Genomic DNA, 23,233 nt, shown 5'->3' on the forward strand with positions numbered 1-23,233 from the left:
GGGGGAGCGTCAGGCGGATGCCGGGAAACGTTCCCAGACCCGGTGCACGGCCAGCAGCCGGGTGATCTCGTCCCACACCGCCAGCGGTGACGCGGCGTGCACCACTCCGGGTGCTGTGGCGGGCACGCCGGCCGCGTCGAGGGCCGGGTCCGCCCCGGCCCAGGCGCCGATCGGCTTGCCGTGCCGGTAGGTCTCGGCGATCAGCAGCAGCACCCGTGGGTCCACGTCCTCGCTGTCGGGCCCGGAGCCGGCCGGGGCGCCGGCCAGCAGGACGGCGTCGAACTCCACGGAGCGCGCGGTGGCGAACGTCCGCTGCACCGTCACCGGGTCGTTCTCCGCGTCCAGTACCCCGCCGGTCGCGGCGATGACGAGCGGTACCAGTCCGGCCGCGAGCGCGGCCTGGCGTACCGTCCGCACCCCTTCGAGGACCCGGCCGTCCGTTCCATCCGTGACGATCCCGATCACCCGGCCGTCCAGCGGCCATTCCTTCCCCAGCTGGGAGAGGGCGGGGGAGGCCTGGACCGCCGGCAGCTCGGCCGGGGGCGTGGGAGCGGGCAGTCCGAGTCCGGCGGCGACGCGTTCGCACAGCACCGGGTCGATGCGGGCCAGCACTCCCAGCATCCGCTCCTTGACGGCCTGCTCATAGCACTTTCCCAGCTCGAAGGTGTAGGCGGCGATGATGTGTTCGCGCTCCACCGGGGTCATGCTCAGCCAGAACCGGCGCGGTTGGCTGAAGTGGTCGTCGAAGCTCGCCGCCGCCTGCCGCACGGTGCGGCCGGCCGGCACCTCGCGCGGCACCTCGATGTACGCCCCTTCACGGGCCCCGGCCAGGAACGGGCAGCCGCCGTCCAGTGAGTTGGGCCGGTACGGGGCCACTCCCCGGTGCACGGCCGTCTGGTGCATCCCGTCGCGCAGCATGTCGTTGACCGGCGCGTGGGTGCGATTGATGGGCAGCTGGGCGAAGTTGGGGCCGCCGAGCCGGGAGATCTGGGTGTCCAGGTACGAGAACAGCCGCCCGGCCAGCAGCGGGTCGTCGGTGATGTCGATGCCCGGCACCAAGTGCCCGGGGTGGAAGGCCACCTGTTCGGTCTCGGCGAAGTAGTTGACCGGGTTGGCGTTGAGGGTGAGCAGCCCGATGGGGTGCACCGGGGCGAGTTCCTCGGGAACGATGTTGGTGGGGTCCAGCAGGTCGATGCCTTCGAAGAGCTGTTCCTCGGTGTCGGCGAAGATCTGCACGCCCAGCTCCCACTGGGGGTACGCGCCCGCCTCGATGGCGTCGGCCAGATCGCGCCGGTGGAAGTCGGGGTCGATCCCGCCCGTCAGCTGGGCTTCCTCCCAGACCATGGAGTGCACGCCCAGGCGCGGCTTCCAGTGGAACTTCACCAGGGTCGTCTCGTCCCGGTCGTTGACCAGCCGGAAGGTGTGGATGCCGAAGCCCTCCATCATCCGGTACGAGCGGGGGATGCCGCGGTCGGACATGTTCCACAGGGTGTGGTGGGTGGCCTCGGTGTGCAGGCCCACGAAGTCCCAGAAGGTGTCGTGGGCGCTCTGGGCCTGCGGGATCTCCCGGTCGGGGTGCGGCTTGCCGGCGTGGATGACGTCGGGGAACTTGATGGCGTCCTGGATGAAGAAGACCGGGATGTTGTTGCCGACCAGGTCGAAGGTGCCCTCGGAGGTGTAGAACTTCGTCGCGAAGCCACGGGTGTCGCGCACGGTGTCGGCGGAGCCGCGCGAGCCGAGCACGGTGGAGAAGCGGACGAAGACCGGGGTGCTGACGTCCTTGCCGAGGAACGCGGCCTTGGTGATGTGGCCGGCCGTGCCGTAGCCCTTGAAGACCCCGTGGGCCGCGGCGCCCCGCGCGTGCACCACCCGCTCGGGGATCCGCTCGTGGTCGAAGTGGGTGATCTTCTCCCGCAGATGGTGGTCCTGGAGCAGGATGGGGCCGCGCGGCCCGGCCTTCAGCGAGTGGTCCGAGTCGGGCAACCGGGCGCCCTGCGCCGTCGTCAGGTATCCGCCGCCCTGGGAGACCAGCTTTGGATCGGTGTCCGTGGCCCGGCCGGTGGGGGAGACGGTCTCGGGGCCCTGCTGATCCGGCTTGGGTGACAGGGGCTCCCGTACCTCCGTGGGCTCGGCGGGCGAGGGCGGCTGGGAGGCGGGTCGTCCCGGGATCTCGGACGGGTCGCCCACGTCGGCGGCGGCGCGGGAGGGCTCGGGCATGGGGGCTCCTGGGGTCGCCGGGGACGGACGCGGTCCTATGTCCGGACAAAATGAACAAAAGCGTCTTCACTGGAGCAGCCGGGCGACCCCAGGTCAAGGACACTCCGGCGGGCGTGTTCCGGGCGCGTGCCGTCGCCGCCGGCCACGCGCGGTCGCCGCCGTCACCCGGATGGAGCAGTGCGCGGGCGGTACGGATGCGCCGGTCGGGTGAGCGGCCGACGGTGGGAGGTGGCCCACGAGACCGAGCGCGCAGCGCGCACCTGGAAGGGACTGTCATGCCCATCTGCACCACTCGCGACGGCGTCGACATCTTCTACAAGGACTGGGGAAGCGGCCGGCCCGTCGTCTTCATCCACGGCTGGCCGCTCCACGGCGATGCCTGGCAGGACCAGTTGAAGGCGGTGGCCGACGCCGGCTTCCGGGGCCTCGCGCACGACCGGCGCGGCCACGGACGCTCCACCCCCGTCTTCGACGGCTATGACTTCGACACCTTCGCGGATGACCTGAACGATCTGCTCACCGGCCTGGACCTGCGGGACGTCACGCTGGTGGCGCACTCGATGGGCGGCGGTGAACTCGCCCGCTACATCGGCCGGCACGGCACCGGCCGGATCCGCTCGGCCGTCCTGCTGTCCGCGATCACCCCGCTGATGAGCCGGTCGCGCGGCAACGCCGAGGGGGTGCCGGATGAGGTGTTCGACCAGATCAAGCAGGGCATCCTCGACGAACGCTCGCAGTTCTGGAAGGACACGGCCGAGGGGTTCTTCGGCGCGAACCGGCCCGGCAACAAGGTCACGCAGGGCAACAAGGACGCGTTCTGGCTCATGGCGATGCACGAGACGATCCAGGGCGGGGTGGCCTGCGTGGACGCCTTCGCCTACACGGACTTCACGGATGATCTGAAGAAGTTCGACATCCCCACCCTCGTGGTGCACGGCGACGACGACCAGGTGGTGCCCTTCGCCGCCACCGGCGTGAAATCCGCCGACCTGATCGACGACGCCACCCTCACGGTGTACGAGGGCGGCTCGCACGGCATCGCCATGGTCCGCGGGGACAAGGACCGGTTCAACGCCGACCTGATCGATTTCCTCGCCCGCTGAGCACCCCGGGAGCCGCTGGGGAAACCGCGCGGGTGCCCGGCCCGGTCGATCAGGATCGGAGAAGCACCCGGGCCCGGGCACGTCCTAGCGTGGTGGCCGTTGGACGGAGCCGCACCGGGCCCGCCCCGCCGCACCGGAGACCACGGCCGGGCGGCCGGGGCGGGCCCCCGGCCGCCCGGCCACGTTCCACGGACAAGCTCCCCCCGGTGTGCTCAGGAGGCACGGCATGACGCTCTCGCTCGACATGATGGGTCTCGGTGTTCCCGTGGTGAAGGACGCGCAGACGTTCTACACCGCCGCGTTCGCGGCGACCGCCGAGGACCGCGGTCGGCACGTGAGCCTCGACCTGCACGGAACCGGCCACCTGGCTCTGTACGGATCCGGGACGCTCGCCGCGGAGGCGCACACCGACCCTGCCACCGCCGGCGGATTCCGGGGCTATCTGATGACCTTCATCGTCAGGTGGCCCACGGAGGTCAGGAATGTGCTGCTCGCGGCGGTCGACGCCGGCGCGGAGGTCCTCAAGCCCGCGAAGAAGTCGCTGTTCGGCGCCTTCTCGGCGGTGTACCGGGCCCCGGACGGCGCGATCTGGAAGGTCGCCGCGCCCAGCGGAAAGGACAAGGGTCCGGTGTCCCGTCCGGCGATGCCGACGGAGACCGCGGCGCTGTTGGGGGTCTCGGACATGGCGGCGGCCAGGTCCTTCTACCAGACCCTGGGGATGACCACCGACAAGAACTACAAGCACTACGCCGACTTCCACCCGGCGCCGGGCACCTGCCGGCTGGGCCTCATGCCCCGGTCGGCCCTCGCCAAGGACGTGGGAGCGCGGGACGGCGGCGATGACGGCTTCCGGGCCGCAGTGCTGCACCGCAGGGCCGGATCCCGGGCCGAGGTCCAGTCGACCCTGGAGGCAGCGGCCGGCGCCGGCGGCCGGATCGCCGTGGCGGCGCGCGAGACCGGGGAGGGGTACACCGGACACTTCGCCGACCCCGACGGCTTCCTGTGGAAGATCACCGCTGCTTAGGGCCTGTCCGATGGGTAGTAGCCGGCGTGACTGAGTAACGATGGCGCCCATGGCCACTGAACCCGTGCAGAGCCCTATCGATCAGCTTCGTCGTGCTTTTGGACGTGGCGCTTCGGCACATTGAAGCGTCAACCGGACCCACCGTGACACTCAGGGAAGACCTCTCCTGGTCCGTCTCAGCCGACGAGCTGTACAGCGTTGACGCCGAACCCCTGGCCCTCACGATTGGGCAGCTTTCGGAGTCATGGGAGCACGTTTCGGATCTGCTTGCTCGCCAGGATCGGGCCGTGCCTCACCACTTGGTGTGGCTTGCGGACGTGATGCGGGCGATCGGCCAGGACATTCCTTAACGGCCCTGTCCTCCCGAAGCTGCCGCGAAGTGACAAGTAGCTCTCTGTAGCAAAGCTGGGGTGTTCTTGTCCGGGCTGCCCGGCCCACGCAGCGGCGCGCCGGCCACGGTCTGACGAAGACGACGACGAAGACGAGGCGTGTTCAGTCGGGTGATGACCGGCTGCCCGCTGGAGGGCTGCGTCAGTTCAGTTGCGTTCAGCAGTCAGGGTGCTCCAGTCCTGACGCGCTGCCCACTGTGCGAAGGTCGTCGTGGTCAGGCCGTAGGCGGCGGCGTGGTGGGGGCGTGCGGGGTAGCCGACGCGGTCGTTCCAGCGGTCGCCGAACGCTGCGGATGCACCGTTACGCTGTGTCATCTCTTCCAGGGAGATGAAGTCGGTGGTGATCTCGCGGCTGGTGGTCTGGGAGAGGACGTCGGCCATCTGCGGGTAGGTCAGCGCATCGCCGGCGAGCTCGACCTCGGCTTCGTGGAACCTGTCGGGCTCGGCGACGGCGGCGGCGACAGCGGCACCCAGGTCGTCGGCGCAGATGAGCGCCAGCTCGGTCTGCGGGCTCATGGCGGTGACCAGCTTGCCGTGAGGCAGCTCGGGGGCCATGTACTCCCGGCGGGGCGGGAGGAAGTTCTCCATGTACCAGGCGGGCTTGAAGATGGTCCAGCGTTGCAGCCCTGAGCGCCGGATCGCTTCCTCGGTCGCTTCCTTCTGGTTCCAGTACTCCTTCATCACCGGATCGTTGATCTCGAGGTCCGGGTGCTGGGTACGCCACCCGGTCGCCGATACCGACGTGTGCAGGAGCTGGGTGATGCCGGCGCGCTGGGCCGCGGTAACGATGTTGCTGGCCTGGCGGATCTCGGCGGGATCGGCCGGGTCGATACTGGCCAGCTGCACCGAGAAGACCGCGTCGTGTCCGGCGCCGGCCGCGTGCAGGGAGGCGACGTCCTCCAGATCCCCGGTGACCAGGACGGCACCCAGTGCGGCCAGGGCCTGGGCGGGGGCTGAGGAGGGGCTGCGCACCAACGCGGTGACGGGGTGTCCCGTGCGCAGGAGCGCGCGGGCGACAGCGCCGCCCTGCATTCCGGTCGCCCCGGTGACCAGCACCTTGGCCTTGTCGTTGGATGTCATGGCGAGCCTGCTTTCGGTTGATCCTGTTTTTTGATGTCTGGGCACGGGGCTGTCGGACTTGGCACGGCATCGCCGAGCCGGTCAGGAGTGACGTGGCCGGGTACCGGGTTCTCGATTCAGAACACGAGCACGGGCCGGCCGCGCACTCCGCCTTCTTCGATGAGCCGGTGCGCTTCGGTGACCTGCTCGAGCGGGTAGGTCCCCGCGACGCGGAGCGTGAGGACACCGGATTCAGCCTGGTCGCGCAGCCGCGTCAGAGTGGCTGTGTCCCGGATGCGGTCGTAGACGAAGACGGGGAACCAGCTCACCCTCCGGGCGGTGGCACCGGTGAACCCCTTGAAGGTCGCGATCGCGCCGCCGTCGCGCACTGCCGCGGCCACCGCCTCGCCCACCGAACCGCCGTCGATGACTCCGTCCGCGCCGGCGGGGCGCAGCCGGCGGACCGCGTCGGGGAACCCGTCCCCGCGGGGGAGCACGTGATCGGCACCCAGGCTCGTGACGAGGCCGCGATCCTTGTCCGCCGCGTCGGCGATGACCGTCAGCCCGGCCGCCTTGGCCAGCTGCACGACGTAACCGCCGATCCCGCCGGCGGCGCCGGTCACCGCCACCGTCGCTCCCGGCGCCAGGACCAGCGCGTCCAGGCCCATCTGCGCGGTCAGTGCGGCCATCAGCAAGGTCGAGGCCGCCGTCAGGTCAACGCCCTTCGGCGCGCGAACCACCGATTCCGCCGGTACGACCACGTACTGTGCCTGTCCCCCCAGGTCCAGCTTCGGCTCCGTGACCGCTACCACCTCGGTGCCGAGGGCCAACTCCGGACGTGCTCCCTCCCCGACCTCGTCGATCGTCCCGGCGATCTCCCACCCCACGACGTACACGTCCGAGGGCGGGTTCATCTCCGGGCTGTACTTGGCGGAGAGGCCGGTGCGGATGTTGACGTCGGCCGGGTGGACGGCGGCGGCGGCCACCTTGATCCGTACCTGCCCCGGTCCGGCGTGCGGTTCGGGCAGCTCCAGCACCCGCATGACCTCACTGCCGCCGAACTCGGTGAAACCTACGGCCTTCATTGCGCCACCTCACTGTCGGAATCGAGCACCCCCAACCCGAGACGTAGATGTTCCGGGTATTCAGTGACGTTAACAGCCTGGCTATACTCGAAACAAATCAGTCCCAGTTCGCGAGGAGAGCCCCATGTCACAACCCGGTGCACAGCTGCGGCGGCCTTCCGGCCTCTCCGGACCGCCCCGCGATCCCGCCCGGGATGCCCTGATCCTGCGCGCGGCGACGGAACTGCTCGCCGAAGGCGGCTACCCGGCCATGACCATGGACAAGGCCGCGGCACGAGCCGGGGTGGGCAAGGCGACCGTGTACCGACGCTGGCCCTCGCGCACTGAACTCGCCGCGGAAGCCCTCAGCCACGCCGGACTCACCGACGACGTCACGCCGGTCATCCTCGGCAGCGGGCACCTGCGCGACGAACTCCTCGGCACCCTGGCCAGCGCCATCGGCAACCAGGACACCTCCCGGGTCGACCTGGTCTCGGCCCTGCTGGACACCGCTCGCCAGGAGCCGGAGCTGTGCGGCCTCATCCGAGTGCGCTACGTCGAGTCCCTGCACCAGGCACTCGCCGGCGTGCTGGACCACGCGGTGCAGCGTGGCGACCTGCCCTCCCGACCCAACCACTCCCAGGGCGGACACGCGATCGCGGTCTCCGCCGCCATCGCCCTCCTCGTCCACTGGGGAGCCATCCACGACCGCCCGATCAGTGACGAGGACATCGCACAGATAGTCGACGGCGTTCTCATGCCCCTGCTCCGATAACCCTTGGACCACGCCGCGCACGTGCACGCCAGTGAGCGGTGACGTCGACTGCGACGCGGCATCGGCTCCACACCGTGCTGCGGCGCCGCGCGGGCGGCGAGTCCGTCGAGCAGATTCAGCCCGACCTGTTCATCCCCACCGGCAAGCGCAAGGGCCACAACCCCTCGGTGGCCAGCGTCTACCGGGCCCTCGCCGAGCACGCCAAGCGCGAGGCGTACCCCGAAGCCGTCGCCCAGGCCCACGCCGACTTCGACGCCCTCCGGGCCGACGACATCCCCGGGCCCCGCCCCGTACCGTCTGACCGAGCGTCACTCTGATGGCAGAGAGCTACTTGTCACTTCGCGGCAGCTTCGGGAGGACAGGGCCTTAACAGGGCTGCGGACGCGTCACGAGCGGAGCCACAGGCGGAGCGAGGCAACGGTCACCGTTCCGTGGAAGACGTAGGCACGCTTGTCGAAACGGGTGGCTACGGCCCGGAAGCACTTGAGTGCATTGAACGTCCGCTCTACTTCGTTGCGGCGTTTGTAGATCGACTTGTCAAAGCCGGTAGGCCGAGCGCCCGCGCTGCCACGTCGCTGGCGATTGGCCCGCTGGTCCATGCGCTCGGGAATGGTGTGCTTGATCTGACGCCGCCGCAGATACCGGCGGTTCTGACGGGATGAGTACGCTTTGTCGCCGCCCACGTGATCAGGGCGCGTGCGCGGCGTCCACCACTGGTGCGTGGGACACGGATGCGTTCAAGGGTTGGGATCATCTGCGGAGCATCACCCCACTGGCCTGGCGTTAGCAGAAATGCGAGCGGCCTGCGGCCGCCCTCGCTAGCCAGGTGGATCTTGCAGGTCAGCCCGCCCCGAGAACGGCCCAGAGCTTCATCGGAACGATGCTCAACAGGATGGCCAGGGCGACCTGGGATACGCGGCGCTGCAGCACGGGCACCGGCGGCTTGTTGGTGGGCACGACAGGAGGTCGAGTCCACGCTGACCATGCTCCAGTCGATCCGTCCGTCCACATCAGTGTCTGCCTGAACGGCCCGCAGGATCTTCTCCCATGTGCCGTCCCCTGACCACCGCCGATGCCTGTCATGCACCGTCTTCCATTTCCCGAAGCGCGCTGGAAGATCACGCCAAGGAATCCCGGTCCGTTGCCGGAAGAGATGCCGTTGATCACCCTGCGGTGACTCTTCCAGCGACCGCCCCGCCCTGCGTTCATCGGCAGATGCGGCTCCAACCGCGCCCACTCCTGATCCGACAGATCACCTCGCCCCACGCATGTCGATTCTCGGGTGGACGGGTCACCCGACCCATCGGACAGTACCTAGGTCGATCGGCGAGGGTCAGGCTGTGTCTCCCCAGGGAAGCAGGACGATCTTGCCCTCGATGTGGCCGGTGGCCAGGTGTTCGTAGGCCGCCCTGACCTCCGTCAGGGGGTAGGTCGCGGCGATGGGCACCTCCAGGGCGCCGTCTGCCACCAGCGCGGCCAGTTTGGCGAGGACCGCGGCGCCCGTGGCGGCGGCCGCGCCGTCCATCCGCACCCCGTACCGCGGCCCCTCGGTGAAGTCGGCGACGGTGTTGACGCGTTCGGGTGCCACGCCCAGATCGATGGCGAGCCGCACGTAGCCGGTGCCGTGCGTGTCGATCAGCGCGTCGATCCCGGCGGCGCGCAGCCGCTCCTCCAGCCCCTCGCCGTAGCCCATCGGCTGGATCCCGCGCCCGCTCAGCCAGGAATGGTGCGAGGGGCCGGCGATGCCGATCACCTCCGCCCCGGCGTGCCGCGCCAGTTGCGCGGCGATCGAGCCCACGCCCCCGGCGGCTCCGGCCACCGCGACCCGGTCGCCGGGGCCGGCGGCGACGGCGCGCACGCACGCGTACGCCGTGCTGCCGGCGATGGCCAGTGAACCCGCCACCTCCCAGGGCACGGTCGGCGGCTTGGCGGTCAGCTGCCGGGCCGGCACGCTGACGTACTCGGCGTGGCTGGCCCGCTCGTCGGTGTAGCCCAGGACCTCGTCGCCGGTCGCCACCCCCTCCGCGCCGGGGCCCGTCCGCTCCACCACGCCGGCCAGGTCACTGCCCTGGCCCGAGGGGAAGGTCGCCGGCCACCGGTCGTGCAGGAACCCCTCCCGGATCATCGCCTCGCCCGGGTTGACGGCCGCGGCCCGGACCCGCACCAGCACCCGGTCCCCTTCCGGTTCGGGGACGGGTACGTCCGCCACCCGCAGCACCCCGGGACCGCCGTACGCGTCGAACAGCACCGCCTTGGGCATACCACCACCACTTCTCGCGTTGTCGCCAGCACCCTCGCACCGCCCGGCGCGCCCAACGCCGCGCCACGCCGGGCCGGCGGGGGGCGGGCCGGAGACGCGGCGTACCCGGCCGGCGCACGGCCGACGTGCCCGGCGCCCCTGACCAGGGGCCGGGCCGCTGCCGCCGGGACCCTTCTGCGTATAATTCGCAAGTGCATGATTACCGCATCAGAACGGCCACGGACGCGGACCTCGACGAGGTCAGGGCCGTGATGCTCGACACCGTGTACCGCGACTTCGGTGCCGGATACGTGCCGCGCTGGCACGCCGACATCATCGACCCGGGGTCGTTCTACCTGCGCCCGCCCCGGCACACCCTGCTCGTCGCCGTGGACGCGAACGACGGGACGGTCGCCGCCACCGGCGCGCTCGACGCCCGGGGACCGGCGCATCCCCCCAACCCGCGCTGGCTGGCCGACCGCTACCCCTCGGGCGAGACGGCCCAGCTGCGGCGCGTGTACGTACGCCCCGAGCACCGGCGGCGCGGCCTCGCCGGGCGCTTGGTGACCGAACTGCTCGACTTCGCCGTCCGGGACGGCGGTTACCGTTCCGTGTACCTGCACACGAACGCCCACCTGTCCGGCGCGATGGCCCTGTGGCAGACACTGGGCAAGATCGTGTGCGACGAGCGCGTGGAGCTGCCCGGCGCCGGCAGCGACGTCGTGCACTTCGAGATACCCCTTCTCTGACCCGCCTCAGCACGACAGAACGAGGACCATGAGATCTCCCCGCCCGCGGCTGATAGCCGGGCTGCTGCTCGTCCCCCTGCTCGCCGGCTGCTTCGCTTCCTCCGACGGCGGCAAGGCCGCGGACCCCGACGGCCGGGGCGACGGCGGCCGGCTGCGCGTCGCGCTCGCCTTCCCGCCGGCCGAGAACTACTCCCCGTACGGGATGGACGCCTACGACCTGTCCCGGCTCGGCGTCGTCGAGGGACTGACCCGGCTGGACGCCAACGGCACCGCCGTGCCCGCGCTCGCCGCCTCCTGGAGCGCCGAACCGGACGGCACCGGCTGGCTGTTCACTCTGCGCGAGGCCACCTTCCAGGACGGCACCGAGGTCACCGCCCAGGCCGTCGCCACCGCCCTCACCCGCGCCGCCGCCGCCGACCCCGCCCCCTCGGCGATCTCCGGGGTGGAGCTGAGCGCCGAGGCCGTCGGCGACCGAAAGGTCAGGGTCGGCACCGCCGAGCCCGATCCGGTGCTGCCGCTGCGGCTGACCAACCCGAGCCTGGCCGTGTTCGCCCCGGCCGCCTACGGCGAGGACGGCACGGTGAATCCGGTCGGCACCGCCACCGGACCCTTCGAACTCACCACCATCACCGGCGACACCGCCGCCACCCTGGACCGCTTCGAGGACCACTGGGGAGGCCGCGCCCAGGCGTCCGGCATCGACGCCACCTACATCTCGGACGGCACCGCCCGCGCCAACGCCCTGCGCACCGGCGAGGCCGACATCGCCGAGGCCGTCCCGGTCGCCCAGGTCGCCGCCCTGGCGGAGGGCACCGCGCACGAGGTCGACACCGCCCGCAACACCAGCCTGTTCCTCAACACCGCCGCGGGCGCCTTCGAGGACGCCGGACTGCGCGCCGCCGCCCGCGAGGCGATCGACACCAGCGCCGTCGCCGAGGGCGTCTACGAGGGATACGCCCAGCCCGCCCAGGGCATCTTCGGGCCCGCGCTGAGCTGGGCCGAGGGCAAGCGGACCGCGCCACGAGGCCGTGCGGAGGCCACCGACCCCGCCGGGACGAGCATCACCATCGCCACCTACAGCGACCGCCCCGAACTGCCGGAGGCGGCCCAGGTGGTCCAGCAGCAGCTGGAGCGTGCCGGATTCACCGTGCGGCTGGAGGTACGCACCTACGCCCGGCTGGAGAGCGACCTGCTGGCCGGGACGTTCGACGCCGCCGTCCTCGCCCGCAACGTCATGCTCGACACCGGCGACCCGGTCACCGTCCTCGCCAGCGGCTACGCCTGCGAGGGCAGCTTCAACCTCTCCGCGCTGTGCGACGCCCACGTCGACGGCCTCATCGACGAGGCCCGCGCCCAGCCGGAACCCGGCGCCCGGCAGGACGCCGCGCTGCGCGCCGAGGCCGCCATCCTCGCCACCGACGCCGAGATCCCCCTCGTCCATCTGAAGGTCGTCACCGGCATCGCCGCCGGGGTCACCGGCGTCGCCCTGGACCCCTACGAACGGGAGATCGTCGGCCTCGGAACCCGGCGCTGACACCCGTGAAGACCACCGCGCGCCACCGGCCCGCGCGGCGCGCAGCCGCCACCGCACTGTGGCGGCTCGCGCTGCTCGCCGCCCTGATCGGGGTGATCGGCCTGCTCCCGTGGCTGTCCCGCACCGACCCGGCGCTCACCGTCCTCAAGGCCCGCTCCACCGAACGCGAGCCCACCCCGGAGACGCTGAACGCCATCCGGAACGAACTCGGCCTGGACGACGGGCCCTTCTCCCTGCTCGGCAGCTGGCTCGGCGGGCTGGCGCACGGCGACGCCGGCCGGTCCTGGGTGTCCGGCACCGAGGTCCTGCCCGCCGTCGGACAGGCCCTCGGCGTCTCCCTGCTGCTGATGGCCGGCGCCCTCGCCGTCGCCCTGGCCACCGTCGCGGCCATCTGCGCCCGCCCGCTGTGGCACGGCGCCCGGCGGCGGCTCGCCGCCCGGCGCCCCGGCGGTACGGGTTCGGCCGTGCTCGCCGCACTCCCCGAGTTCCTGCTCGCCTCCGTCCTGGCCTCCGTCATCGGCGTGCGGCTGGGCTGGCTGCCGGCGCTCGGCTGGTACGGGCCGCAGTGGATGATCCTGCCCTCGCTCGCCCTGGGGCTGCCCGCCGGCGCGGTGCTCGGGCGGCTGCTCGCCGATCTGCTGCCCACCGCGTACGCCGAACCCTGGCTGCCGGCCGCCGTGGCACGCGGCATCCCGCCGGCCGCCGTGGCCCGGCACGCGCTGCGCCGCTGCGTGCCCGGACTGCTGCCCAACCTCGGCCTGTTCGTCGTCGGCCTGACCGGCGGGGCCGTCGCCGTCGAGCAGATCTTCGACATCCCGGGGCTCGGACGGCTCACCCTGCGCGCCGCCCTCGCCCAGGACCTCCCCGTGCTCCAGACCGGCATGCTCGCCCTCGTCGCCCTCGCGGCGGTGGCCGCCGCGCTCGCCCGGCTCGGCGCACAGCGACTGATCGGGCCCGCGCTGCGCGACGGCGCCCTGCACTCCGTGTACCGGCCCACTCGCCGCGCACCACGCTTCGCGCCCCTCGGGTACGGGCTGGCCCTCGCCGCCGTGATCGGCCTCGGCCTGCCCCGCGACCCGCTGGCGCTCGACACCGCTGCCCGACTCCAACCACCCTCCTGGGCCCACCCGTTCGGCACCGACGCCCTCGGCCGCGACCTGCTGGCGCGGGTCGCGCACGGCGCGCTGAGCACCCTGGGCACCGCGCTGGCGGTGAGTGCCGCAGCCCTGCTGGCCGGTGTGCTGCTCGGGCTGCTGCCCCGGCTGTCCGGGCCGCTGGTGGACACGGTCAACGCCGTCCCGCCGGTACCGGCCGCCCTGCTGGTCACCGGGCTGCTGGGCGGCGGGCCGTGGGTCCCGGCGCTGGCGGTGGCCGCGGTCGCCTGGACGGCGCTGGCCGCGCACACCTCCGCCCTGCTGCGGCAGGAACGCGCCGCCCTGCACGTGACCGCCTCGCGCGCGCTGGGCGCGGGCCCCGGCCATCTGCTGCGCCGGGTGCTGCTCCCCGCTGTGCTGCCGCCGGTGGTCCGGCACGCCCTGATCCGGCTGCCCGGCATCGCGCTCAGCCTCGCCGCCCTCGGCTTCCTGGGGCTCGGTGCCCAGCCGCCCTCGCCCGAGTGGGGCCTGCTGCTCTCCGAGAACCTGCCCTACGTCGAACGCGCGCCGTGGGCGGTCCTGGCGCCCGCCGCCGCGCTCGCCCTGCTCGGCGCCCTCGCGGTGACGGCGGCCGGCGGGGTACGGCTGCCCCGGGTACGCCGCCGGCGGGCGACCCCGGCCGTGCCGCGTCCCCCGGTTGCCGCTCCCGCCGCGGTGGCCGCCGCCCGGGGCCCGGCCGAACGGGTGGCGCGATGAGCCGGCTCCTCACCCGGCTGCTGCCCCCTCGCTCCGGACCCCGCCCACCGCGCGAGCGCGTGTGGCGGCGGCTGCCGCCCCTGCCGCGGCTGCTGATCGCCACCCAACTCGCCTTCAACCTCGGCTTCTTCGCCGTGCTGCCCTTCCTCGCCGCGCACCTGGGGACGGCGATCGGCATGGCCGGCTGGCTGGTCGGCCTCGTGCTGGGCCTGCGCACCTTCAGCCAGCAGGGCCTGTTCCTGGCCGGCGGCTGGCTGGTGGACCGCTACGGGGTGCGCCCCGCCGTCCTGACCGGGTGCGCGCTGCGGATCGCCGGCTTCGTGTGGCTCGGTTACGCGACGGCCACCTGGGCGGTGATCGGCGCGGTGCTGCTGATCGGCTTCGCCGCCGCGCTGTTCTCCCCGGCCGTCGAATCCGAGGTGGCCCGGCAGGCCGTGGAGTGGGAGGCGGCCGGGCACGGCCCGCGCTCCCGGGTGCTGGCCCTGTTCTCGGCGGCCGGCCAGGCCGGGGCGTTCGTCGGACCGCTGCTGGGCGGGCTGCTGCTCGCCGTCGACTTCCGCACCGCGTGCCTGTGCGGCGCAGCCGTCTTCGTCCTCGTCCTGGCCGGGCACGCACGGCTGATGCCCCAGCACATCCCGGGCCGGGAACGGCCCCCGGCCGGCGGCGGGTTCGCGCCCCTGCTGCGCGACCGCCGTTTCCTCGCCCTGTGCTGCGCGTACGGCGGCTACCTGCTCGCCTACAACCAGCTGTATCTCGCCCTGCCGCAGGAGGTGGAGCGGGCGGCGGGCTCGCAGGCACCGCTGTCCTGGCTGTTCGCGCTCTCCTCGCTGCTGGTGGTCTGCGCCCAGCTGCCGGTCAGCCGCCTGGTGGGTGACCGGCTCGACCTGCGCCGCTCGATGGCGGCCGGACTGCTGCTGGTGGCGGCCGGGTTCGCGCTGGTGGCGGTGGCCCGCCCGGCGGGCTGGACGGGCGCGGCCGGGCTGCTGCCCGCTGCCGGATTCGTGGTCCTGCTGACGGTGGGCCAGATGCTGATCGTGCCGGCCGCCCGGGCGTGGGTGCCCGATTTCGCGGCCCGGGGACGGCTCGGCCTGTACATGGGCGCGCTGTCCTCGGTCTCCGGACTGCTGGTGCTGGTGGGCAGTTCGGCGACAGGCGGGCTGCTCCAGCTGGGGCTGCCGCCCGCCGTACCCTGGCTGGTCCTGGCCGCCGTCACCGCGCTGGCGGTGCTGGTGATCCCGCGCGGACCGCAGCCCGGCACAGACCCGGAAACGCGCCCCGGCCCGGACCCCGACCCCGGTCCGCACGCCGCCCGGCAGCCCGCCCCGCCGGCCGGCGGGTGACGGGCGCCCGGCTCACCCGGTGACCGCTGGCACCGCCCGCTGTTCCGGCCCCGTGTACGAGGCCAGCGGCCGGATCAGCGCGTTGTGCGCCAGCTGTTCGGTGATGTGGGCCGTCCAGCCGGTGATGCGGCTCATCACGAACAGCGGTGTGAACACCGGGGTGTCGAACCCCATCAGGTGGTAGGCGAGCCCGGCCGGGTAGTCCAGGTTCGGGTGGATGCCCTTGTGGTCGAGCATCGCCTCCCGCAGCGCGGCGTGCAGCGCGGCCAGCCGGGCGGTCTCCGGGTCCGCCGCACGGGCGACGAGAGCGTCCAGCGCGTTCTGCATGATCGGCACCCGGGAGTCGCCGTCCTTGTAGACACGGTGCCCGAACCCCATGACCTTGCGCTTCTCCGCCAGCGCGGCGGCCAGCCACTCCGGGGCCCGCGCGGGGTCGCCGATCTCCGTCAGCATGTGCATCACCGCCTCGTTGGCGCCGCCGTGCAGCGGCCCCTTGAGCGCGCCGATGGCGGCCGTGACCGCGCTGTACAGGTCCGAGAGCGTGGAGGTCACCACCCGGGCGGTGAACGTGGAGGCGTTGAAGCCGTGTTCGGCGTACAGCACCAGGGAGATCTCGAAGCAGCGCACCACTTCGGGGTCCGGCACGGCGCCGAAGCACATGTGGAAGAAGTTCTCCGCGTACCCGAGAGCGGGGTCCGGCGGCACCGGGGGCAGCCCGCGGCGGCGGCGCTGGTCGGCCGCCACCACCGTGGGCAGCTTCGCCAGCAGGTTCAGCGACTTGGCGCGGTGGGCGGCCGGGCTGCCGTCCTCCTCCGTCGGGTCCTCGGCGCCGAAGAAGCTCACGGCGGTGCGCAGCACGTCCATGGGGTGACAGGTTTCCGGCAGCCGGGCCAGCACCTCGGCGGTGGTGCGGTCCAGCGGGCGCAGGGCGCGTTCGCGGGAGCGGAAGTCCGCCAGCTGGGCCGGGTCGGGCAGTTCCCCGTGCCACAGCAGGTACGCGACCTCCTCGAAGGAACGGCGCGCGGCCAGGTCCTGGACCGGGTAGCCGCGGTAGGTGAGGGAGTTGGACTCCTGGATGACCGTGGAGATGTCGGTGGCGTCGACGACGACGCCGGCGAGGCCGCGGTGGATGCCGGGCGCGAGGGTGGTCATGGGCGGGTGCCTCCGGAGCGTCAGGTGCCGGGCGGGAGAGTGAAGTCGTGGACGGCGGAGTCGAAGGCCGTGTACTCCCGGTAGCCCAGGAGTTCGTACAGGCGCGAGCGGGTCTGCATGCGCGGCAGCAGGGATTCCACGGTCCCCTCGGCGGCCAGGGTGCGCAGCCCTTCCTCCGCCGCGCCCATGGCCAGGCGCAGCAGGGTGACGGGGTACAGGGCGATGTCGTAGCCGAGATCCTGGAGGGTGGCGGCGTTCAGCGGGCGGCCCTTGCCGAACTCGGTCATGTTGGCGAGCAGCGGCACCGGGACGGCCCTGCGGAACGCCTCGAACTCGCCCTCGTCGGCGAGCGCCTCGGGGAAGACGGCGTCCGCCCCGGCGTCCACGTACGCCTTCGCCCGGTCGATCGCGGCGGCCAGGCCCTCCACGGCGCGGGCGTCGGTGCGCGCCATCAGCAGGAAGTCCGGGTCGCGGCGGGCGTCGACCGCGGCCCGCACCCGGCGGGTCATCTCCTCGCGCGGCACCACCGACTTGCCGTCGAGGTGGCCGCAGCGCTTGGGGTTGACCTGGTCCTCCAGATGGAGCCCGGCCAGGCCGGCGTCCTCCATCAGCTGGACGGTACGGGCGGCGTTCATCGGTTCGCCGAAGCCGGTGTCGGCGTCGATGAGGACCGGCAGATCGGTGACCCGGGTGGTCTGCTGGGCGCGGGCGGCGACCTCGGCCGAGGTGGTCAGGCCGATGTCGGGCAGCCCCAGATCGGCGGCGAGGACGGCGCCGGACAGGTAGGCGGCCTCGAAGCCGGTGTCCTGGATGAGGCGGGCGGAGAGCGGGTTGAGGGCGCCGGGCATCACCAGCAGCTCAGGTGCGGTCAGCCGTTCGCGCAGCGCGCGGCGGCGTCCGGCGGGGGTGGTGCGGGTGTGCAGCATCAGAACAGGCCCTTCGGGAGCGTCGCGTCGTACGCGGCCACGGATTCTTCGTCGACGGCGGGGAACAGCCCGGCCAGCTCCCCGGGGGCCAGCTCGGCCAGCCGCCCGGCCGTGGACAGGAAACCGTCCTGGGCGGACGCGGTCACGATCCCCTCGGCCAGGGTGCGGAACTTGCCGGCGTACGCGGCGCGGTCGAAGGGGCGGGCCCCGGCCGGATGGGCGTCGGCGACGGCGAGTTCGTCCTCGATCACCGAACCGTCGTCCAGGGTGATCACCGCGCGCCCGCCGAAGGCACGGCGCTCCGGGTCCGGGTCGTGGTAACGACGGGTCCACTCCGGGTCCTCCACCGTGGAGATCCTGCGCCACAGGGCGACGGTCCCGGGACGGCGGGCGCGTTCGGGGGTGTAGGAGCGCTCGTGGTGCCAGCCGCCGTCCTCCAGCGCGACGGCGAGGATGTAGGGCACCGAGTGGTCCAGGGTCTCGCGGCTGGCCTCCGGGTCGTATTTCTGCGGATCGTTCGCACCGGAGCCGATCACGTGGTGGGTGTGGTGGCTGGTGTGCAGCACCACCGAGCGCACCCGCTCCAGCGGCCCGGTCCGCTCGCGCAGCCGCCGCGCCAGATCGATGACGGCCTGCGCCTGGTACTCGGCGGAGTGCTCCTTGGTGTACGTCTCCAGGATCGCGCGGCGCGGCTCGCCGGGCGCGGGGAGCCGGACGGTGTAGTCGGCGCCGGGGCCGTCCAGCATCCAGGCGAGGAAACCGTCCTCGCCCTCGTACACGGGGGAGGGGGAATTCTCGCCGCGCATCGCCCGGTCCACCGCCTCGATCGCCGCCTTGCCGGCGAAGGCCGGCGCGTACGCCTTCCAGCTGGAGATCTCGCCCTTGCGGGACTGCCGGGTGGCGGTCGTGGTGTGCACCGCCTGCTGCACCGCCTGGTACACGGTCGCGGTCGGCAGGCGCAGCAGCGCGCCCAGGCCGCAGGCGGTGGCGGCGCTCAGGTGCGCCACGTGGTCGATGCGGTGCTCGTGCAGGCAGATGCCCTTGACCAGGGCGACGTGGATCTCGTACGCGGCGATGACGCCGCGCAGCAGATCGGCGCCGGTGCGCCCGGTGTGCTGGGCGACGGCGAGCAGCGGCGGGATGTTGTCGCCGGGGTGCGAGTAGTCGGCGGCGAGGTAGGTGTCGTGGAAGTCGAGTTCGCGCACGGCGGTGCCGTTCGCCCAGGCGGCCCATTCGGGGGAGACCCGGGCGCCGGTGCCGAACACCGAGGCGCCGGTCGCGGCGGGGCCGTGCGCGGTGGCCTGGGCGCGGGCGACGGCGACCGGGCGGCGCAGCAGCGAGGCGACGGCGACCGACGCGTTGTCGATCACCCGGTTGACGGCCATGGCGGCGCTGTCGGCGTCCGGTTCCTCGGTGGCGGTGGCCACGGCGGCGAGCTTCCAGGCGAGCTGGTCCTCGCGCGCCAGCCGGTCGGCGCTGGGGTGGACACGGACGCGGTGCTCGATCACGGCACTCCTCGAACGGGGGCGGGCGGGCCGGCCGTGACAAGGGGCCGGTACGCAGCAGACTGCCCGCCCCGGCCGGGCGGTGCCACCGCTCCCCGGTGCGGAATCCGTCCCGCGCGAAGGGGTGAATCTGCGAATTCTGCGAATCGTGCGGATGCTATGTTCGCCACCGCTGCCGCGCGCCGAGGAGGCACCGCCATGCCCCGCCGACCCGACCCCCACAAGATCTACGCCCACGCCAAGCTGCGCCGGCTGCGGCGCGAACACGGCATGAACCAGGTCGACATGGCCCGCGCGCTGGGCATCTCCACCAGCTACGCCAACCAGCTCGAACAGAGCCAGCGACCACTCACCGCCCCCGTCCTCCTGCGGATCGCCGAGGTCTTCGGCGTGGACGCCGCGTTCTTCTCGGCGGCGGGGGAGGACCGGCTGGCCACCGAACTGCGGGCCGCGCTCGCGGACGAGGCGTGCGGAGGCCCGCCGCCCGCCCCCGAGGACATCGCCGAGGCCGCCCGCGACCACCCCGAGGTGGCCCGCGCCCTGGTCGCCCTGCACCGCCGCTACCGCGACACGGCCGAACAGGCCGCCGCGCTGGCCGCCGTCGCCGCCCCGGGCACCGGCGGCGGCACACTGCGCCCGGGGGCCGAGCCGCACGACGAGGTCCGCGACTTCTTCTACGCCCACCACAACCACTTCGAGCCGCTGGACGCCGAGGCCGAACGGACCGCCGAGGCCCTGGGACTGCGCCCCGGCGGCGCAGCCGACCCGCTCACCGAACGGCTGGCGCGGCGGCACGGCGTACGGGTGCTGCGGGCCGCGACCGGGCCGGCCGCCGACGCCCGCCGCTTCGACCCGGACTCCGGTCTGCTGTTCCTGTCGCCCTGGCTGAGCGAGGGGCGGCGCGCCTTCCAGCTCGCCACCCAGCTGGCCCTGCTCGAACACGGCCCGCTGCTGAGCCTGCTGGCCGACCGCGCCGCCGACCTCACCTCACCGGAGTCCACGGCGCTGGCGCGCATCGGCCTGGCCAACTACTTCGCCGGCGCCCTGCTGATGCCCTACACCGCCTTCCACGCCGCCGCCGAGGAAGTGCGCTACGACATCGAACTGCTCTGCGCCCGCTTCGGCGTCGGCTTCGAGACCGTCTGCCACCGGCTGAGCACCCTCCAGCGCCCCGGACGGCGCGGCGTGCCCTTCTCGTTCCTGCGCGTGGACCGCGCCGGCAACATCTCCAAACGGCAGTCCGCCACCGACTTCCACTTCTCCCGCCTCGGCGGCACCTGCCCGCTGTGGACGGTGTACGAGGCGTTCTCCGCGCCCGGACGCACCCTCACCCAGGTCGCCGAAATGCCCGACGGCAAGCGGTACTTCTGGGTCGCCAGAACCATCACCCGGGGCGGCTACGGCCACCACGCGCCGCGCGCGGAGTTCGCCGTGGCGCTCGGCTGCGAACTGCGCCACGCCCACCGGCTGGTGTACGCCGGGGGCATCGCCGTGAACGACCCGCAGGCGGCCACCCCCATCGGCCTGGGCTGCCGGATCTGCGAACGCCGCGACTGCGCCCAGCGCGCCCGCCCGCCGGCCGGCGGACGGCTGGCCATCGACCCCGACCGCCGGCCGTACGCGCCGTACCAGGTGGAGAGCGGCGGCCCGTGACGGGCCGGCCGGCACCGCCGCGCTCTCACCGGAGCGCGGCCGGCCGCTCCAGGCACCAGCGGGCGACGGCGGGGCGCAGCGCCGCCACCACCGCGGCGATCGCCAGGCATGACGTCAGCGGGCCGACGACGAAGACCAGCGTCGCGCCCGGCATGTCGGCCGCCGGCTGCCCTCCCGACAGCAGCATCTGCACCGTGGGGCTCAGTCCGTGCAGCGCCGTCGTGCCGGCCGTGGCCACCAGCGTCCAGCGCCCGGCCGCCAGACGCTGCGAGAGCAGCACCGCGCCCACGACGAGTACCACCAGCTCCACCACCGCCAGCGCCAGATTCCCCCACAACAGGCCGATGGGCGCGCCGTCGTCGGCCTGGATGAAGCCGGCGGACTGGAAGATCAGGGTCGCCAGACCCGGCAGACACAGCAGGCTCAGCGCGATGGGCACGCTCGCGGCCCCGCCGCGGGGCGAACGGGGCGTGCCACCGGCGGGGGCCGGGGACGCCGGGGCCGTGGGGGTACGGGGCGGGGCGGTCGGGTACCGCGCCGTGGGAGGTGGCGGCGTGCTCCCGATCGTGTCCAGCGCCGCGGCGAGCGCGGGGGCGTCCGGGTACCGCAGGGCCGGGTCCTTGCGCAGCAGCGTGAGCACCAGATCGTCCCAGGCCGGCGGGATGCCCGGGACCAGCGCGCCGGGCGCCGGCGGCTCCTGGGTGAGGTGGGCCGCGAGATGGCCCACGGAGTCCGGGGCCGGGAACGGCAGCCGCCCCGTGAGCAGTTCGAAGAGCACACAGCCCAGCGCGTACAGGTCGCTGCGCGGTTCGGGGTGACCACGGGCCTGTTCGGGCGCCATGTAGGCGGGCGTGCCCACGATGAAGCCGGTCCGGGTCAGGTGATCCCCGCTCGCGCCGGGGTCCGCCGCCCTGGCGACGCCGAAGTCGAGGACCTTCACGGTGCCGGCGGGGGTGATGAGGATGTTGGAGGGCTTGATGTCCCGGTGCAGGACACCGCCGTCATGCGCCTCCGCGAGCGCGCGGGCGATCTGGGCGCCCCACCGGGCGGCGTCGCGCGCGGCGACGGCGCCCCGCCGCAGCTTCGCGTCCAGGCCCTCGCCCCGGACCAGCTCCATCACCAGGAACGGGACCCGGTCGTTCCCCGTGCCGGTCTCGCCGAGATCGTGCAGGGTCACGATGTTGGGGTGCTGAAGCCGGGCGGTGATCCGGGCCTCGCGCAGGAACCTGGCGCGTGCCTCGTCCCCCCTGCTGCCGCCCCCGGCGAGCAGGGAGATCACCTTGACCGCGACGGCCCGCTCCAGCGTCTCGTCCCGGGCCTCCCACACCTGCCCCATGCCCCCCTCGCCGAGCAGCCGCACCAATCGGTAGCGGCCTGCCAGGAGTTGCTCTGTCACGTGCTCGCCTCCCACCTGTCGGGGCACCGGTGCGGGGCCCTCGCCGAAGCCGCCGTACGCGGGGGATCCGCGGGCGGCACGCTCCACGGGGGGAGGACGGCGGCGGGCGGGTGCGGGGTTCCGGGCCGCTCAGCCGGTACGGGCGGCCCGTACCCGCCGCACCAGATCCGAGGCAGCCTCCGGCCACCGCGGATGGCGGAAGTCGAAGCCGGCCTCGCGCAGCCGGCCCGGCACCACGCGGCGGCTCTTGAGCAGCAGTTCGGTGTCCGTGCGCAGCGCGAACGCGCCCAGCTCCGCCATCCACGCGGTGGCCGGCAGCCCCGGCCGCCGGCCCCACGCCCCGCGCAGCTCCCGCATGAACTCCCGCTGCGGAAGCGGCCCGGGCGCCGCCAGGTTGACCGGCCCCGACAGATCCTCCCGGGCGGCCAGGAACTCCACCGCGCGCACGAAGTCCCGGTCGTGGATCCAGGAGACGTACTGGGCGCCGCCCGCCACCGGACCGCCCACGCCCAGCCGCGCCATCCACAGCATCCAGTCGAACACCCCGCCCCGGTCCGGGCTCATCACCATCGCCGAACGCAGCGCGACCTTGCGGGTGTGCGGGGTGTCGGCCGCCTCCTGGGCGCGTTCCCAGTTCCTGGCGATCAGCACGCTGTACGCCCAGTACCCCGGCACCCCTTCCTCGCGTCCGCCGATCACCCCGCTGGCCTCGTCCTGCGGGGCGTCGTACCGGTGGGCGTAGACCGTGGCGGTGCTCATCTGGAGCCAGACGGCGGGCGGCTGTGCGCACGCCGCGACCGCCTCCCCGATGACCTCGGCCGAGCGCACCCGGGAGTCCATCATCGTGCGCAGATTGGCGTCGGTGTAGCGGCAGCTGACGCTGCGCCCGGCCAGATTGATCACGACATCGCTGCCGTGCAGGACGCGGGTCCACGGGCCCGTCGTGACCGCGTCCCAGTAGACCTCGCGGTCGCGGGCCGGGCTCCTGGTGAGGACGGTGACCTCGTGTCCCGCGGCGGTCAGCGCCCGGTCCAGAATCCTGCCGACCTGCCCGGTTCCCCCGGCTATCACACAGCGCATCGGATCCCCCCTCAGCGGTGGAACTCCAGCCTAGCGGGGGCCGGGTGACGGCGCGGCGGGCGGGCCGCACTGCTACAGATCGTCAACCGATCGGCACTGACGGGGCTGGTGGCCGTGCCGGTGCTGCGTAGGGTTTTCAAGGAGGCGGCTGTGCGGCTTTCCCGCACTCCGTCCGTTG

The 23,233-nt window shown here is 73.1% G+C and carries 18 protein-coding genes and 1 pseudogene; 9 read left to right on the forward strand and 10 right to left on the reverse strand.

Annotated features, from left to right (window positions below):
* Positions 1-9 precede the first annotated feature (9 nt).
* The gene (locus ACTFAP_RS25960) at positions 10-2,217 is read right to left on the reverse strand and encodes a catalase (RefSeq protein ID WP_495682567.1); all 2,208 of its coding nucleotides are present in this window, start codon (positions 2,215-2,217) and stop codon (positions 10-12) included.
* A 275-nt stretch (positions 2,218-2,492) separates the two neighbouring features.
* On the opposite strand from ACTFAP_RS25960, the gene ACTFAP_RS25965 reads away from it, so the two are divergent.
* Both ACTFAP_RS25965 and ACTFAP_RS25970 read left to right on the forward strand, forming a co-directional pair.
* Positions 2,493-3,320 carry an alpha/beta fold hydrolase gene (locus tag ACTFAP_RS25965; protein ID WP_495682568.1) on the forward strand — a complete coding sequence of 276 codons (828 nt, stop codon included), beginning with the start codon at positions 2,493-2,495 and terminating at the stop codon, positions 3,318-3,320.
* A 226-nt stretch (positions 3,321-3,546) separates the two neighbouring features.
* Complete coding sequence (locus ACTFAP_RS25970; protein WP_500467576.1) at positions 3,547-4,344, forward strand: VOC family protein; 798 nt, start codon at positions 3,547-3,549, stop codon at positions 4,342-4,344.
* A gap of 536 nt (positions 4,345-4,880) precedes the next feature.
* On the opposite strand, the gene ACTFAP_RS25975 is transcribed toward ACTFAP_RS25970, so the two are convergent.
* Both ACTFAP_RS25975 and ACTFAP_RS25980 read right to left on the reverse strand, forming a co-directional pair.
* Positions 4,881-5,813: an NmrA family NAD(P)-binding protein gene (locus ACTFAP_RS25975; RefSeq protein ID WP_495682570.1), complete on the reverse strand. Its 933-nt coding sequence runs from the start codon at positions 5,811-5,813 to the stop codon at positions 4,881-4,883.
* A 116-nt stretch (positions 5,814-5,929) separates the two neighbouring features.
* On the reverse strand, positions 5,930-6,877 hold the full coding sequence (locus ACTFAP_RS25980) for an alcohol dehydrogenase catalytic domain-containing protein (protein ID WP_495682571.1): 948 nt from the start codon (positions 6,875-6,877) through the stop codon (positions 5,930-5,932).
* A gap of 124 nt (positions 6,878-7,001) precedes the next feature.
* On the opposite strand from ACTFAP_RS25980, the gene ACTFAP_RS25985 reads away from it, so the two are divergent.
* Together ACTFAP_RS25985 and ACTFAP_RS25990 are read left to right on the forward strand one after the other, a co-directional pair.
* Entirely contained in the window at positions 7,002-7,631 is a 630-nt protein-coding gene (locus ACTFAP_RS25985; protein ID WP_495682572.1) for a TetR family transcriptional regulator, read from the forward strand.
* Positions 7,632-7,669: 38 nt separating this feature from the next.
* A complete protein-coding gene (locus ACTFAP_RS25990; protein WP_495682573.1) occupies positions 7,670-7,948 on the forward strand; it encodes a hypothetical protein in 279 nt (92 codons plus the stop codon).
* Between the two features lie 69 nt (positions 7,949-8,017).
* Here ACTFAP_RS25990 and ACTFAP_RS25995 read toward each other — a convergent pair.
* A pseudogene (locus tag ACTFAP_RS25995) lies at positions 8,018-8,897 on the reverse strand (IS5 family transposase).
* A 67-nt stretch (positions 8,898-8,964) separates the two neighbouring features.
* Positions 8,965-9,891 (reverse strand): NADP-dependent oxidoreductase, encoded by a 927-nt coding sequence (locus tag ACTFAP_RS26000; protein ID WP_500467577.1) that lies wholly within the window; start codon positions 9,889-9,891, stop codon positions 8,965-8,967.
* 191 nt (positions 9,892-10,082) lie between these two features.
* On the opposite strand from ACTFAP_RS26000, the gene ACTFAP_RS26005 reads away from it, so the two are divergent.
* The 4 genes from ACTFAP_RS26005 to ACTFAP_RS26020 are packed head-to-tail and all read left to right on the forward strand — an operon-like array spanning position 10,083 to position 15,343.
* Complete coding sequence (locus tag ACTFAP_RS26005) at positions 10,083-10,619, forward strand: GNAT family N-acetyltransferase (protein WP_495682575.1); 537 nt, start codon at positions 10,083-10,085, stop codon at positions 10,617-10,619.
* A 28-nt stretch (positions 10,620-10,647) separates the two neighbouring features.
* Positions 10,648-12,153, forward strand: coding sequence for an ABC transporter substrate-binding protein (locus ACTFAP_RS26010; RefSeq protein ID WP_500467578.1), 1,506 nt, complete (start codon positions 10,648-10,650; stop codon positions 12,151-12,153).
* Between the two features lie 5 nt (positions 12,154-12,158).
* Positions 12,159-14,003, forward strand: coding sequence for an ABC transporter permease subunit (locus ACTFAP_RS26015; protein ID WP_500467579.1), 1,845 nt, complete (start codon positions 12,159-12,161; stop codon positions 14,001-14,003).
* Positions 14,000-15,343, forward strand: a complete 1,344-nt coding sequence (locus ACTFAP_RS26020) for an MDR family MFS transporter (RefSeq protein ID WP_500467580.1) — start codon at positions 14,000-14,002, stop codon at positions 15,341-15,343. Before ACTFAP_RS26015 ends, ACTFAP_RS26020 begins: the two co-directional genes overlap by 4 nt.
* Positions 15,344-15,355: 12 nt before the next feature.
* On the opposite strand, the gene ACTFAP_RS26025 is transcribed toward ACTFAP_RS26020, so the two are convergent.
* From ACTFAP_RS26025 to ACTFAP_RS26035, 3 genes are read right to left on the reverse strand one after another with little or no spacing between them, the layout of a single operon-like run.
* Positions 15,356-16,495 carry a bifunctional 2-methylcitrate synthase/citrate synthase gene (locus ACTFAP_RS26025; RefSeq protein ID WP_495682579.1) on the reverse strand — a complete coding sequence of 380 codons (1,140 nt, stop codon included), beginning with the start codon at positions 16,493-16,495 and terminating at the stop codon, positions 15,356-15,358.
* A 20-nt stretch (positions 16,496-16,515) separates the two neighbouring features.
* Positions 16,516-17,421, reverse strand: a complete 906-nt coding sequence (gene prpB / locus ACTFAP_RS26030) for a methylisocitrate lyase (protein ID WP_495682580.1) — start codon at positions 17,419-17,421, stop codon at positions 16,516-16,518.
* The gene (locus ACTFAP_RS26035) at positions 17,421-18,929 is read right to left on the reverse strand and encodes an MmgE/PrpD family protein (protein ID WP_500467581.1); all 1,509 of its coding nucleotides are present in this window, start codon (positions 18,927-18,929) and stop codon (positions 17,421-17,423) included. Before ACTFAP_RS26035 ends, prpB begins: the two co-directional genes overlap by 1 nt.
* A gap of 195 nt (positions 18,930-19,124) precedes the next feature.
* On the opposite strand from ACTFAP_RS26035, the gene ACTFAP_RS26040 reads away from it, so the two are divergent.
* Positions 19,125-20,579, forward strand: a complete 1,455-nt coding sequence (locus ACTFAP_RS26040) for a short-chain fatty acyl-CoA regulator family protein (protein WP_500467582.1) — start codon at positions 19,125-19,127, stop codon at positions 20,577-20,579.
* Positions 20,580-20,604: 25 nt separating this feature from the next.
* On the opposite strand, the gene ACTFAP_RS26045 is transcribed toward ACTFAP_RS26040, so the two are convergent.
* On the reverse strand, positions 20,605-22,062 hold the full coding sequence (locus tag ACTFAP_RS26045; protein ID WP_500467583.1) for a serine/threonine-protein kinase: 1,458 nt from the start codon (positions 22,060-22,062) through the stop codon (positions 20,605-20,607).
* Positions 22,063-22,104: 42 nt separating this feature from the next.
* Positions 22,105-23,055 (reverse strand): TIGR01777 family oxidoreductase, encoded by a 951-nt coding sequence (locus ACTFAP_RS26050; protein WP_500467584.1) that lies wholly within the window; start codon positions 23,053-23,055, stop codon positions 22,105-22,107.
* Between the last annotated feature and the right edge of the window lie 178 nt (positions 23,056-23,233).

This window comes from Streptomyces sp. PH9007 (genome assembly GCF_059813725.1).

Coding starts and splice junctions, on each gene's coding strand:
- ACTFAP_RS25975 (WP_495682570.1), bottom strand. CDS start 5,813: ATGACATCCAACGACAAGGCCAAGGTGCTGGTCACCGGGGCGACCGGA.
- prpB (WP_495682580.1), bottom strand. CDS start 17,421: ATGCTGCACACCCGCACCACCCCCGCCGGACGCCGCCGCGCGCTGCGC.
- ACTFAP_RS25980 (WP_495682571.1), bottom strand. CDS start 6,877: ATGAAGGCCGTAGGTTTCACCGAGTTCGGCGGCAGTGAGGTCATGCGG.
- ACTFAP_RS26020 (WP_500467580.1), top strand. CDS start 14,000: ATGAGCCGGCTCCTCACCCGGCTGCTGCCCCCTCGCTCCGGACCCCGC.
- ACTFAP_RS25960 (WP_495682567.1), bottom strand. CDS start 2,217: ATGCCCGAGCCCTCCCGCGCCGCCGCCGACGTGGGCGACCCGTCCGAG.
- ACTFAP_RS25985 (WP_495682572.1), top strand. CDS start 7,002: ATGTCACAACCCGGTGCACAGCTGCGGCGGCCTTCCGGCCTCTCCGGA.
- ACTFAP_RS26000 (WP_500467577.1), bottom strand. CDS start 9,891: ATGCCCAAGGCGGTGCTGTTCGACGCGTACGGCGGTCCCGGGGTGCTG.
- ACTFAP_RS25970 (WP_500467576.1), top strand. CDS start 3,547: ATGACGCTCTCGCTCGACATGATGGGTCTCGGTGTTCCCGTGGTGAAG.
- ACTFAP_RS26040 (WP_500467582.1), top strand. CDS start 19,125: ATGCCCCGCCGACCCGACCCCCACAAGATCTACGCCCACGCCAAGCTG.
- ACTFAP_RS25965 (WP_495682568.1), top strand. CDS start 2,493: ATGCCCATCTGCACCACTCGCGACGGCGTCGACATCTTCTACAAGGAC.
- ACTFAP_RS26025 (WP_495682579.1), bottom strand. CDS start 16,495: ATGACCACCCTCGCGCCCGGCATCCACCGCGGCCTCGCCGGCGTCGTC.
- ACTFAP_RS26050 (WP_500467584.1), bottom strand. CDS start 23,055: ATGCGCTGTGTGATAGCCGGGGGAACCGGGCAGGTCGGCAGGATTCTG.
- ACTFAP_RS26010 (WP_500467578.1), top strand. CDS start 10,648: ATGAGATCTCCCCGCCCGCGGCTGATAGCCGGGCTGCTGCTCGTCCCC.